The sequence below is a fragment of the Shewanella algae genome, from assembly GCF_009183365.2.
Taxonomy (GTDB): Bacteria; Pseudomonadota; Gammaproteobacteria; order Enterobacterales; family Shewanellaceae; genus Shewanella; species Shewanella algae.
In genome coordinates this window covers 2,544,791-2,558,117 of the sequence record NZ_CP068230.1, presented here as the reverse complement: position 1 = coordinate 2,558,117, position 13,327 = coordinate 2,544,791, and the positions used below count along the sequence as shown (strand labels likewise).

The 13,327-nt window shown below is 51.2% G+C and carries 9 protein-coding genes and 3 tRNA genes; 7 read left to right on the top strand and 5 right to left on the bottom strand.

Annotated elements, in window-relative coordinates; all coding sequences use genetic code 11:
- Window position 1 precedes the first annotated feature (1 nt).
- From E1N14_RS11375 to E1N14_RS11365, 3 genes are all read right to left on the bottom strand, one after another.
- On the bottom strand, window positions 2-1,552 hold the full coding sequence (locus tag E1N14_RS11375; protein WP_025010312.1) for a YjjI family glycine radical enzyme: 1,551 nt from the start codon (window positions 1,550-1,552) through the stop codon (window positions 2-4).
- A gap of 337 nt (window positions 1,553-1,889) precedes the next feature.
- Window positions 1,890-2,900 carry a type I glyceraldehyde-3-phosphate dehydrogenase gene (gene gap / locus E1N14_RS11370; RefSeq protein ID WP_025010313.1) on the bottom strand — a complete coding sequence of 337 codons (1,011 nt, stop codon included), beginning with the start codon at window positions 2,898-2,900 and terminating at the stop codon, window positions 1,890-1,892.
- A 211-nt stretch (window positions 2,901-3,111) separates the two neighbouring features.
- Entirely contained in the window at window positions 3,112-4,059 is a 948-nt protein-coding gene (locus E1N14_RS11365) for a DUF2989 domain-containing protein (RefSeq protein ID WP_082813099.1), read from the bottom strand.
- A gap of 204 nt (window positions 4,060-4,263) precedes the next feature.
- On the opposite strand from E1N14_RS11365, the gene E1N14_RS11360 reads away from it, so the two are divergent.
- The 7 genes from E1N14_RS11360 to E1N14_RS11330 all read left to right on the top strand — a co-directional run bounded on the left by E1N14_RS11360 (window position 4,264) and on the right by E1N14_RS11330 (window position 10,735).
- A complete protein-coding gene (locus E1N14_RS11360) occupies window positions 4,264-5,706 on the top strand; it encodes a glyceraldehyde-3-phosphate dehydrogenase (RefSeq protein ID WP_028779943.1) in 1,443 nt (480 codons plus the stop codon).
- A gap of 559 nt (window positions 5,707-6,265) precedes the next feature.
- Window positions 6,266-6,341 (top strand) — tRNA-Gly (locus E1N14_RS11355).
- 20 nt (window positions 6,342-6,361) lie between these two features.
- Window positions 6,362-6,435, top strand: a tRNA-Cys gene (locus tag E1N14_RS11350).
- Window positions 6,436-6,479: 44 nt separating this feature from the next.
- Window positions 6,480-6,566: transfer RNA gene (locus tag E1N14_RS11345), tRNA-Leu, on the top strand.
- Between the two features lie 221 nt (window positions 6,567-6,787).
- Window positions 6,788-7,657 carry a CLCA_X family protein gene (locus tag E1N14_RS11340; protein WP_045282898.1) on the top strand — a complete coding sequence of 290 codons (870 nt, stop codon included), beginning with the start codon at window positions 6,788-6,790 and terminating at the stop codon, window positions 7,655-7,657.
- 91 nt (window positions 7,658-7,748) lie between these two features.
- Window positions 7,749-8,438 (top strand): SDR family oxidoreductase, encoded by a 690-nt coding sequence (locus tag E1N14_RS11335; RefSeq protein WP_025010442.1) that lies wholly within the window; start codon window positions 7,749-7,751, stop codon window positions 8,436-8,438.
- A gap of 416 nt (window positions 8,439-8,854) precedes the next feature.
- Entirely contained in the window at window positions 8,855-10,735 is a 1,881-nt protein-coding gene (locus tag E1N14_RS11330; RefSeq protein WP_025010441.1) for a S8 family peptidase, read from the top strand.
- 123 nt (window positions 10,736-10,858) lie between these two features.
- On the opposite strand, the gene E1N14_RS11325 is transcribed toward E1N14_RS11330, so the two are convergent.
- Complete coding sequence (locus E1N14_RS11325; protein ID WP_037436989.1) at window positions 10,859-11,983, bottom strand: hypothetical protein; 1,125 nt, start codon at window positions 11,981-11,983, stop codon at window positions 10,859-10,861.
- A 161-nt stretch (window positions 11,984-12,144) separates the two neighbouring features.
- Window positions 12,145-13,209, bottom strand: a complete 1,065-nt coding sequence (locus tag E1N14_RS11320; RefSeq protein WP_081782922.1) for a DUF3080 family protein — start codon at window positions 13,207-13,209, stop codon at window positions 12,145-12,147.
- Window positions 13,210-13,327 lie beyond the last annotated feature (118 nt).

Below are 13,327 nucleotides of genomic sequence, written 5' to 3'. Positions count from 1 at the left end.
CTTACACCGGGGACTTGCCGGCGGCATGGAACTCGGCGCTCACTACCCGCGGTGCCCTTTGGGTCACGGCCGTGGTTTCACTGGCCTCTGTGCCCAGGAAGGTGGTGTTGGTACGTGAGCCTTGTTGCCGGTAACTGGCGATCTGCGACTTTTTCACCATATAACCTGTGATGCGCACCAGATCGGTATCGGCGGTATTGGCGGTAAATTCACGAAAGCCGGCATTCAGCGCGCCGATACACAGCTCAAGCAGGGCTTCAGGATTGGCCTTGATGGTTTCATCCAGAGTCAGGATCTCGCTGATCCCGGAAGGATAGAAAGCGTGTTGAGGCGCCAGCGCCAACACATGAGTGACAGGATCCGGCTCTTGACCATAGGCTATTCTGACTCCCGGAGTGGTGCCTTTGTCGATGGAAAGCCCCCCCTGGGCATGAAGTAAGGCGCGGCCATTAAAGCCGAAACTGACTTGGGTCGTGGTCACTCTATCACTGAGCGCGCGGGTAATGGCTAAACCGAGCGCATTGGCCTGCTCACTGTGACCATATTCGCCCCTCATACCTGCCAACTGCTGCAGATGATTGACGGCTTCGGCCATGGCATAAACGCCGAACATGGGTGCAAAGCGGGATTCGTCAATGAGGCCTTCTTTTACCAGGAATGAGTCGAAGAAATGGGACCGGCGGTGTAAAAACTCACAGCGCAGCTCAATCAGTTCATACATCAGGTTGCAGTAATGGGGCAGGGTGCGCTCGAGCATTTCCTCCAGGGTACCGGCTTCTTCGGCGACGGCTTTTAGGTTAAGTCTGACCAGCGTATTGGCGCCGCCTCGGGTGGGGAGCGCGTTATAACAGCTGACAATGCCGAACGTTTGATTTGGCGCCTCACCGGGAGCACTGGCAAAGGTTTGGGCATGTATCGGCCAGTTGCCGATGTGAGGTTTACTGCAGGCAATGATATTGTCTGTTGCCAGTCGCAGCAGCGCTTTGGGGGTGCGCTTGGGGTCATACATAAAGGTTAGATTGGGAGCCACCTGCTTGAGCTCGGCATCAATGCGCAAAATAGTGCGGCAGACACGGTTGTCCTCTGGGCCTATGTTGGCATGCATAAAGGCGTCCGGCAGGGTGCGATCCAACTGGATCCAGAAGCGTTTCAGTTTCTGATACAAGGCGTCATCACTGACGTTCTGGCAGTAAGGCAACAATAAACTATCGAGATAGCCAATAAACACCGGGATATTGGTGACTGACGGTACATGGTGATACAGCACCATCAGCTTCATCAGGGCATCATCCAGATCTTCGGCCGGTGTCAACTCCAGGTACTCGGAGCCTTGCTCGAGAAAACGTTGGTAATCGGGCAAAACATATCTGGGTTTGAACGGGGCATGACCCTCAAACATATCGCAGATAATGCCTTTATCCATGGCTTGGGTCAGTGCTTCACTGCGAGGCAGATAGGGAATACTGGCATCGGCGGCACCGGCCAGCGCCAGGGTCTTTTGCTTGGGGTCAAGCAGGGGATCGGTAATAAGACTGAGAAATTGATTGTCCATAATGAGACTCCGCTAAAGGCAAGGCGCTAACCGGCGCAATGGCCGAATTGGCTTTCAAACACAATAATTGAAACGGCTTTTAACCTGAGTCTAAGTAGGGGCTTTATTTTCCGGAAGTGAAATGTGCTTGATGGTGCTTGTCGAAAATGGAAATCCGCTGCTTTGCATCAAGTATTGCAAAGGCAATGAAGAAGCAAGGAGATATGGAGTGAAAGCACTGTTGAGAGACGGATAAAAACGGGCTATGGTTGCTTGAGAAAGACCTCGGCCTTGGCAAGACAGAGTAACTGGCATAAAAAACGCCTGCATTTGGCAGGCGTTTGGCTTTGAACTCGGATTACTTGGCTGTCATCAAGGCAACGGCGTTGTCCAGCATACGGTTGCTGAAACCCCATTCGTTGTCGTACCAGGCCATGACTTTCACCAGACGTCCCTTGACGCGAGTCTGGGTGGCGTCGAAGTTGGACGAGAAGGCGTTGTGGTTGAAGTCGATGGAAACCAGAGGCTCCTTGTTTACCGCCAGCACTTCGTTCATGGGGGAAGTCTTGGCTGCCGCTTCTATGATGGCGTTAACTTCTTCCACAGTGGTGTCGCGGGAAGCGATAAAGGACAGGTCAACCAGAGACACGTTGACAGTCGGAACCCGAACCGCCAGGCCGTCGAATTTGCCCTGAAGCTCAGGTACAACCAAACCAACAGCCGCCGCTGCACCTGTTTTGGTTGGGATCATCGACAGAGCCGCCGCGCGGGCACGACGCATATCGCTGTGATACACATCAGACAGACGCTGGTCATTGGTGTAGGCGTGAATGGTGGTCATCAGGCCGGATTCAATGCCGATAGCATCGTTCAATGGCTTGGCCACAGGCGCCAGACAGTTAGTGGTACAGGAAGCATTGGAGATAACAGTCATCTCTTTGGTGATTTCCTGGTTGTTAACCCCGTATACCACAGTGGCATCAACATTCTTGCCGGGAGCTGAGATGATAACCTTCTTGGCGCCGGCATCCAGGTGTGGTTGTACCGCTTCTTTGGAAGTGAAGATACCGGTACATTCGAAGACTACGTCTACCTGCAGCTCAGCCCATGGCAGCTTAGATGGATCGCGCTCCTGGAAGGTTGGGATCTTGTCGCCGTTGACATAAATAGCTTCGTCGTCGTGTTCTACTTTGGCGTTGAAGCGGCCGTGAACAGAGTCATACTTGGTCAGGTGAGCGTTGATGGAAGCGTCTCCGAGATCGTTGATGGCAACGATTTGAATTGGATAGTCTTTCTCGCTCTCGTATAGAGCACGCAGAACATTGCGTCCGATACGGCCATAACCGTTAATTGCTACGCGGATAGTCATCTCATATCCCTCTGGTGAATGTAAAAACAGTAATTGGTAGTAAAATTACAAAAATGACGCGGGTCGTCAAGTTAAATCACGCTGTAACTGGCTATTCCGTTAACAAATTAGGTGTTTTTATTACAGCGATCGCGAAACAATGCTTTTATTGTGCGACCGGCAGGCGTAAATTACAAACTGGCAAGTAATTTGCCGCCCGGAGAATACATCATCAGTTTTGTTTGGCCCCTTCGGTGCTTTTCTCGAGCTTGCTGTCGCTATCAATGGGTTTGCTATCAGCGGCTTGCTTTGTTACCGGCTCAGTCTCAGCTTGTTTCCCATCATCTTTCCCCTCATTGCCTTGCAGGCGTTTTGGCCAATCACTCTCAAGGTAATCACCGCCTTTCAGAGCGTCCGCCAGACTACTTGCCTGTTGATCCAAATGAGTACTCAACTGACTATTGTTGCCTATCATGGCTTTCAGTTGAACCTCATCGACCGGGTTGTCGGTCAAAAGCAGATTGGTTCTCGAGAGCAGATATGCCTGCTCCATATCCTGCAACTGCCTGGAAGCACTTGCCAGCCCCAACAACCAATCGGGGTCGAAGTTCTCTTTGGTGCTCTTTGCCAACACCTTAAGATAGAGTTGTTTCGCTTTGATGGCATCAAACTTGAGATAATAGCCCGCGAGTCCGGCAAGGATCTCGGGCGAATCTATCTGTTGCTGTTTCTCTGCCTCCAGTAATACCTTGAGTGCTGCATCGTCACCCAAATGTGCCCAGTGATAGAAGGCAATATAGATGTCATTGCTGCCCTTGGTAGAGGCTTGCAGCTCAGACAAGCTTTGCGCGCTCAAACCATAGGCTCTGGCTCTGTCATTGGTACGTTCAGGATTGAGAATGTGCTGTACTCCGGCGGCAAGCCCCACACAGCGGTTGTAGTTTTCCAGATTAACGAGCAAGCGATAGACTTGTTCGCCTGAGGGCTCCGGCGTGGTTTTGACCTGATAGCGCTGAATGATCAGGCTGGCCTTTTCCCGTCTGCACCAGCTGTCCTTATGCAAATCGTCACAAAGTTCAGGATTATTCTTACAAATAGTGGCGGGGTTACCGCCATTATCACAGCCACTAACCCCGGCTAAAAGGATAAATGATGTAATTATTACTAGATTACGCGTCAAAATACGCTCCAATTGACTAAATCTGTAATTTAATTAGAGATTTAGCGAAAATCTCCTACTAGCCTGACGCAGCAGTTTTCATTACAATAGCGCCGACCAAAAGGGGCAGGTTTAGCTGTCATAAATATGATTATTGGTCTTTTCTTTTTGTTACTCAAACCTTTCCCGACAATAAAGTGGAAAAGTGAGATAAAGGATCTGTAAATGAGCGCTGATAAACACCTACAAAGTTGGCAAGAACGCTTCGAACTGGCGGAGGCTATGCAGCCCCTGTTGGGCAAGTTGTATCGCAATCAGGGCGTAGAAGTGGTGGTTTATGGTAAACCCCTGCTGATCGCCTCCACCATCGATATTATCAAGGCCCATCGTCTGGTTCGTCGCCATGTGGGCGATAAGCTGCGCTTGCGTGAGAGCTTCCCCTTCGTAGAAGCCCTGAGCAAACTGGATGTCAAACAGTGCAAAGTGGATATAGGTAAACTGGCGGTTAAGTATTGGCGTAACCACACCGACGGCAGCGAAATCGAAGCTTATATGAGCCGCGAGCTGGCCAGTGCCATTGAAAGCAAAGATGAAGTTGAGCCACGTAACGTTGTACTCTACGGTTTTGGCCGCATCGGTCGTCTGCTGGCCCGTTTGTTGATTGAAAAAACCGGCCGCAGCAACAAGTTGCGCCTGCGCGCTATCGTTCTGCGCGGTGGCCGTAAGGGCGATCTGGAAAAGCGTGCCAGCCTGCTGCGCCGTGATTCAGTACACGGACCTTTCAACGGCTCTGTCGAGGTGGATGAAGAGAACAACGCCATCATCGCCAACGGTACTTATATTCAGGTGATTTACGCCAACTCACCCGATGAAGTGGATTACACCAAGTACGGTATTACCGATGCCCTGGTGGTCGACAACACAGGCATCTGGAAAGATGAAGACGGTTTGGGTCTGCACCTCAAGAGCCCAGGTGCGTCCAAGGTTCTGCTGACTGCCCCTGCCAAGGGCAGCATCAAGAACATAGTCTATGGTGTTAACGACAGCGATATTCTGCCGGAAGATGTTATTGTTTCTGCCGCCAGCTGTACCACCAACGCCATTACGCCTGTACTGAAGGCCGTTAATGACAAGTACGGTATCGAAAATGGTCACGTGGAAACTATCCACTCTTATACCAATGACCAGAACCTGATCGACAACTACCACAAAGCAGACCGTCGCGGTCGCAGTGCACCGCTGAACATGGTGATCACTGAAACCGGCGCCGCCAAAGCGGTTGCCAAGGCGTTGCCGGTACTTTCCGGTAAGCTGACAGGTAACGCGATTCGGGTGCCAACTCCGAACGTGTCCATGGCCATCATCAGCCTGAACCTGAACGCCGAAACCAGCAAAGAAGATATGAACGCTTATCTGCGTGATATCGCGCTGCACTCTGAGCTGCAGAACCAGGTAGACTTCACCGAGTCTACTGAAATTGTGTCCTGTGACCTGGTGGGCTCACGCTACGCCGGTGTGGTTGATTCTCAAGCCACTATCGCCGACGGCAAGCGCGCCATCCTCTACGTGTGGTACGACAACGAGTTTGGTTACAGCTGTCAGGTGGTTGGCGTGATGCAGAAGATGCTGGGGCTTAACTACCTGTCTCTGCCTCTGTCTGAAGAGTAATTTCGACTCTTGCTATCAAGGCCCGGTCTGAGTATCGGGCCTTGTTGTATTCAAGTCTTGTGTAGCTAAGGAAGGTGCGAACAAGTCCCATGCGTGCTCTGCGTCGGCTTACGGGCCTGGATGCAAGGCGTGGTTCGCAGCAAATGGCCTTAGTCCTTTGTAAGATTCCCTAAGCCTCAATACGCTCATTTTACTGGAATCCTTATCAAATATTTTGATAAGGGCCTCGATAAGGGTGTTTTACAACGGCTTTTGTGATGGTATTCGGTGGGAGAGGGCGCTGACAAGCTACTGAATCGGATTGTATTTTAATCATGATAATGAAAATTTGACCCGCTTTGAGCAAATTGCCAGCATCCGAGTGATTTTGGCATAAAAATGCCAATTTGCCGATTGACTCCCTGCCTCAAATCGGTAGAATGCCAATCCGCAGTCAGGGGATAACACTCTGGCTTCCGCTTCAATAGCGGAACAGGTATGCGACATTAGCTCAGTTGGTAAAACAGAAGGTTGGTACCTTTGTTGATTGTCAACTCGGAAGATGAAGCAAACAAGTGATGCGACATTAGCTCAGTTGGTAGAGCGGTACCTTGCCAAGGTACAGGTCATCGGTTCGAACCCGATATGTCGCTCCAATCCCAGCCTTATGGCTCGGGGCGCGATGGCAGAATGGCTATGCTGCGGATTGCAAATCCGTCGATCTCGGTTCGACTCCGGGTCGCGCCTCCACTCTATCAAGTGACAATGGGTAATATCTCCTTGTTACACAGTTTGCCCGAGTGGTGGAATCGGTAGACACAAGGGATTTAAAATCCCTCGCTGGTAACAGCGTGACGGTTCAAGTCCGTCCTCGGGTACCATTCTAAATGGTGCAAAAAAGGCTCCCACGAGGAGCCTTTTTTGTGTCCCAACCCAGATGCTTTCTCTTGCTATATTTCCATAGCATTGCCATTCTGCCGTTTGCTATTTATCTCTGAGTCGTTCCAAAAACGATATAGCCAATGATTTCAAGCATGATGGGACATTTACGTTCCTCGGGTATACACTCGTTTTGTTTGAAATCGATTGGGAGCCAAGAGTTTTGCTGACAAGCCGCCACTATTTGCGCGAAGGACCGGATTATCGTTTCGACGAGCAGGTCAGTTTTCTCGATATCAAGCAACAGTTCGGCTTTGCCAATGTGCGGGTAGGCAAGTGGGTCAGCGCTGAAGAATCACGGCTGGCTGCCAATCTGATATTTGATTCTCTGGCGGACCTGGCTTTTATACTCAAGTTGCCGCCGGACGCCATTGGACTTAGACAAACCCTGAATCTGGACTTTGGTCTCGGCGGTCAGAAAGGTGTCCAGGCGCACTACGCCCCCCATGAAAGGATATTGGCGCTGGCGAAAAATGCCGGTGCCGGCGCCTTGGCCCATGAGTTTTGGCACGCCTTTGATCACTATATTGCCAAAGCAGCCTTTGGCATTCATTCAAGTGTCGACCAGCTAGCCTGCTGCAACGATTCCGGTTTGGCGTATAGTGTTGGCACTGCTATTGGTTTTGGCAGTGACCTCTATCTTAAAGATGTTGAGCTTAGACCCCATCCACTCAACCGTCATTTGGCATTCCTTTATCAAACCGTGCTTATAAGCCCGGATGGCCTTGAGCCGAGTGACTATGTGCGCCGGGCCATTGCCTTGGATAAACATTATGGCAGGTGCTATTTTTCGCTCCCTACGGAGTTGATGGCCCGGGCCTTTGAAGCCGCTATCGAGTCTTTTACCGATATACGGAACCAATATCTGGTGTCGGGTACGACTTTCTCACATCTCAATGATTCAGGGGCCTATCCTGATGAGGCTCATAGAAAAGCGATTCTCAACGCGCTGACAAATTACTTTGGCATGCTCGGTGAAGCGCTTATCCGCCAGAGTCATCGTGAAAGTAACAAGAAGCCAAACGGAAGTTAACTGGCTTATGATAAGCTCGATCGTGCGTCATTTAGCTAATGAGTGACGACAACCTAAGCCCGAAATTCTCAAGTAAAAGGAGATTAACCCTATGCCACAACTATTGATAACCGGTGCCAACCGCGGCATAGGATTGGCGTTGACCCAAGTCTATCTTGCCGCCGGTTGGGACGTATTGGCCTGTTGTCGCGATCCGGAAACGGCCGACGAACTGCTGGATCTGGTCAACGAGTTTCAGGGGCTGGAGGTGTTTGCTCTGGATGTGACCGACTATGAGGCGGTGGCTGATCTGGCTGCAGAGCTTGAGGGACGGGGCTTGGATCTGCTGCTCAACAATGCAGGCTATTATGGCCCCAAAGGCTTGCAGTTAGGACAATTGCCTGTGGATGAATGGCGCACAGTGTTTGAAGTAAACAGCATAGCGCCTTGTAAGCTTGCTGAAGCTTTCCTGCCTCATCTTATCCAAGCAAAAGGCATCATAGCCAATATCTCATCCAAGGTCGGTAGTATGGCCGACAACCAGAGTGGTGGTGGTTATCTGTATCGTTCATCCAAGGCCGCGCTCAACTCGATCACCAAGAGTCTTGCCTTAGATTTGGCCGATGTCGGTGTCAAAGCGGTAGCCTTGCATCCCGGTTGGGTGCAAACCAGCATGGGCGGCCCCAATGCGCTTATTGATGTAGATACCTCGGCGGCCGGTATGAAACAACTGCTGGATAAACTCAGCCAGGCACAAAGTGGCGGATTTTATGATTACTGCGGCAACAGTATACCCTGGTAACCAGATCCTTTTTATCTATGGCGCTTATTTTGCGCTTGGCCGGTAATTTGCTGAAAGGCAAGAGGAAAAAGGGCGAGAAGCTAAGCCTGAGTTTAAAATCATACTTTGGGTTGATAGCTTGCAATTCATCCGGCCCAAAAGTGTTAGTGCTGGGTGGGTTGCTGGTCAAGCAATAGAATAAAATAATTGATTTTATTAGTATAACTGGTTCATTTGTCGATACGGGCCCCCGTTTTGTATCGGTTATACTCTTGGCGGATCTTTCTGCTACTTTAGGCGGGGTAATGTAACGTTGTTGTTACATTTGCAATATCGGTTTCCGGCACAGTGCAACGCTGCAATTTAGATGCTGCTTAAAAAATGTCCTAGGTTAAAACGGCCCTCGAGGCAAAATCATAATAACCAAGGAAATCATTATGCAAAGGAAACATTTCATTGCGATTGCAGTTGCTGCAGCCCTGAGCAGCCCGCTCGTTCTGGCACAGGACTATCAAGCCCAGTTACATGCGGTCAATCCTGCCAAAGCCATCAAAGATCAGTACATAGTGGTGTTCAATACCCCGGCGGTTATCAACCTTAATGACCCGAATGGCGTCAGCGCCTACGCCAGCAGTATGGGCGCAAGGCTCGCCAACGAACACGGCATTGAAGTCAGACAAAACTTTGGCAACAGCCTCAACGGGGTATTGGTCAAGGCCAATGCGGCTCAGATCCAGAGTCTGCTTAAAGATCCCAACATCAAATATGTTGAGCAGGATCAAAGGGTGTCTATTGAACCCATGGTGGAAGCCGCCGGCGATCAAGGCGGGGCTACCTGGGGGCTTGACCGGATAGATCAGCGGGATCTGCCGCTCAACAGTAACTACCATTACGACTATGACGGCTCCGGCGTCACCGCCTTTGTCATAGACACAGGTGTACGTAACACCCACAATGAGTTTGGCGGCCGTGCCAGCAGTGGCTATGACTTTATCGATAACGATAACGACAGCAGTGACTGTAACGGTCATGGTACTCATGTTGCCGGGACTATAGGCGGCAGCACTTACGGGGTTGCCAAGAATGTCAATATTGTCGGGGTCAGGGTACTTAACTGCTCGGGCTCAGGTACCAACTCCGGAGTGATTTCCGGGATCAACTGGGTGAAAAACAACGCCCAAGGGCCTTCGGTTGCCAACATGAGTTTGGGCGGCGGCGCCTCCCAGGCGCTGGATGATGCGGTAAATGCGGCCGTAGCGGCCGGGATAAGCTTTGTTGTGGCAGCAGGCAATGACAACAGTAATGCCTGTAACTATTCACCGGCGCGGGCCGCCAATGCGGTGACTGTGGGTTCTACCACCAGCACCGACAGTCGCTCAAGTTTCTCCAACTACGGCACCTGTCTGGACATCTATGCTCCGGGTTCGTCAATCACCTCTGCCTGGTACAACTCCAACAGCGCAACTAATACCATTAGTGGTACTTCCATGGCATCCCCCCATGTTGCCGGGGTGGCGGCACTTTATCTGGCGGAAAACCCAGCCTTGAGCCCGACTCAGCTGACTAACTTGCTGGTAAGCCGCGCCTCATCCGGCAAAGTGGGCGATGCCAAGACAGGTTCACCCAACAAGCTGCTCTATTCTCTGGCAGGTGATGACGGCGGTTGTGGCAATGATTGTCCATCGGATGATACTCCATTGGATAACGGCGTGGGGATCAGTGTCAGCGGTGTCCAGGGTTCATCCAACTATTTCTATATCGATGTCCCTGCGGGCGCTGCCGACTTGAACATAGATCTGGCTGGCGGCAGTGGTGATGCCGATCTCTATGTCAGCCAAGGTAGCAAACCCACGTTAAACAGCTACCAATGCCGCCCCTACAAGAGTGGCAACAATGAGAGCTGCAGCTTCAGCTCGCCGGCAGAAGGGCGCTGGTACGTGATGCTGCAGGGTTACAGTGCCTACAGCGGCGCCACATTAACGGCAACACACAGCGCCGGCGGTGGTTGTGGCAGCGATTGTCTGGAAAATGGCGTGCCGAAGAGCAACTTGAGTGGCAGTGCGGGTTCAGAGCAGCATTTCACTGTCCAGGTTCCGGCGGGTGTTAGCCTGAATATTGCTACCAGCGGCGGCAGTGGTGACGCCGATCTCTATGTTCGCGCCGGGGCTGCACCTTCTACGTCTGTGTATGATTGCCGTCCGTACAAGAATGGCAACAGTGAAAGCTGCAGCTTTCAAGTCACCCAGGCGGCGACCTATCATGTGATGATCCGCGGATACTCCGCCTTCTCGGGCATGCAACTCTTGGCAAGCTTCTGACTATAAAAGGATAAAAAGCCGCCTTCAGGCGGCTTTTTTACTGACGCTATGGTACTCATTCACATATAGAGAACATCCACTTAAAAGATCATCCACTTCAGAGACTGGATTTGCATACCAGGATTAATCGCTCGGCAGTGAAGAAGGCCTCCCCAGAGTTCGCGGAAATGCAGCCGAGACACAGGGAATAACCTCAAAACGATAGCCATAAAGCTCGCCGGCGTCGGGCAAGATCTGCAACAGCTCGTAATCATTGAGTTCAACGCCGGTCGCATTGGCAGACATCTGGCAACGACTGCGGCCATCGGCTTCCATGCCAAAAGCGAAGTCGGCCACAAGCTGCCTGACTTTGTGCCTGTAGGCGGCGGTGAAACGGGCGTATACCAAAGCATCATCTTCCGCTTTTGTTGCGTTATTTTCCGTTTCTTGCGCTTGTGATTTCTGTCCTGCTGGATCCTGGCGTTCAGTATTCAGCTTGTTTGTCTCTTGCTCAGCGCTTAAGACATCTTTTCCTTGGGCGGTGTCCGGGACATGCAAAGGGGGGAGGTTTGCATTTGCTTTATCCTCGTTTGGCTTAAACTGACCATTAAAGGAGAAGCTGACGCCCTTGTCATCGACTCTGAAGCGGCTCTCCATGAAACGCTCCATATCGACCAGCAGCATCAGATGATGCAGGATTAAAAACGATAACATGAGCCTGAGAAAGGTTGTGCTCACAGGATAGGCGTACTTGGGCTGCCACTTGAAGCCGATAAGCCCCACCAGCTTGAGCAGCAGCAGTCCTACCAGGTAGATGGGCAGTAACATCTGCAGCAGCAACAGGGCAATACTGCTGGTGATCACCATCCAAACCGGAAGCTCCAGTAACAGGGCGAAGTTATGGGTATAGTTGAAATGCGCTGCCGAGACGCCGGTGACTTCATTGACTATGGCACCGCTACTGGCCAGCGAAAAGTTGGCTATGGTGGCATAAAACAGCAAAATGACCGCCTTGCCTGCCAAAGAGTGCCACAGTTTGTTGAATAACGGCCAGAACTCAATAACCAACGCGCTGACTGTGAGCAGGGTTGTCAACGAAGGGTGTTGTTCATAAAACGGCAGACTGAATAGCGCCAACAGGTAGAGCTTTTGGGCCGTGCTCAGCTTGGCGAGCCGTTGACTTATACCTGTGCGAAACCTCTGAAGAGAGGTTGAGATCTTATGATACGGCTGCAGGATTGCCTGCCGGATGAGTTCGGCTGTTCCCATTGAAACCCGATGAATTATTGATTTGAAATATGAGCTTATTGTCACCAAAAGATAACCTGCTGGCAACATGCTTATCCATTGATATACAAGGGCTGAGTCGGTAAATAGTGGCAGAAGACAATAGGGGAGCAAGCTGCCAGAGCCTGCGGCATCACAATGGATTATGCTCCAGGTGCAGTTCCGCTACAGGAGTCGCGTAGCTTTTGCCACCAATTCACGTGGCGTTTGAGTTCCTTGTCGAGCCGGATATTTAAGCTGTCTTTGTTAGCGGTTTCGGCAAAGAAGTACGCGACACGACTCTCCACCGCGGTTCCCTGATAGAGTTGCTGCAGCAAATCGCCCAAACGGCGTTGAATGTGGCGACTCTGGCTAAGTTGCCGTTGTATTTGCCCGATGAAGTTTTTTACCAATATTCGCTGCAATATCTCCTGACGCTGATTGTTATGGCCTGGGCGGCACAGCAGGCCATCGAGCCGAGGCTCCAGCCAATCGTTGAGGCTCGAAAGCCAGCGCAGGCTGACCGCCTGACTGCGCATATTGCGGGCAATAATCCGACTGCGCGCCAATTCAGCCAGTGCCGCATCCAGAGTCTGGGTGTCCAATGCTTGCCAGGAGAGTTGCCCGACTTGTGCTTTCACTATGTCCGTTTTGAGTTTCACCAGGGCGGCCAGTGCTAATTCTGTTTCGATTAGGCCGGCAAGCGGGGATTCGCTGGATAGAGACTCAGTGCCGATAAACAGCAGTTTGTCCAATGCCCTGTCTTGCAGAAGCATCCAATCGAACCAGTCCAGCGCATCTTGTTGCTTTTGCAATAGGGCTTCTGTCAGCAACTGTTTGGTCTGACTTTCTAGCCTGGCGTCTATAAGACAAATCGGCGCGGCTTGAATAAAGGCAAGCTGATACTTAAGCAGCTCGCTGGGCTCTGCGACTCTGCCAAGGCTGGAGTTATGTGCGGCAATTAACTCCCCGAGCCTGCAATGCATTAAGCCAAGGCTTTCCAGCAGTGGCAGTCTGGCTTCCAAAGCTTCAGGTCTATTTGCTGCATTCAGGTTTTGGTCGACTTCAGGTCGATAGTCCGGAGCGATAAAGTTTTGTGCTGTGACTCTCTCAAGCCTTGCGCTGTAATCTTGCCATAGCGATTCGGTATTATCCCGACATGCTGGCAGGGTGAGCAGTATAAGCACTGCAGCAAGGCTGCGATAGACTGTTGAAGGAAAAGGTGTCATGGCAAGCCTTATTGGGAAAAGGGATTGAGCCGGGCGCAAGTAATGTTCTCATACAGTTACTTGACCATAAGTTTTATAGATTGTGATCCAAGAGGCTAAGCCCTGCCAAGCTGTCGTA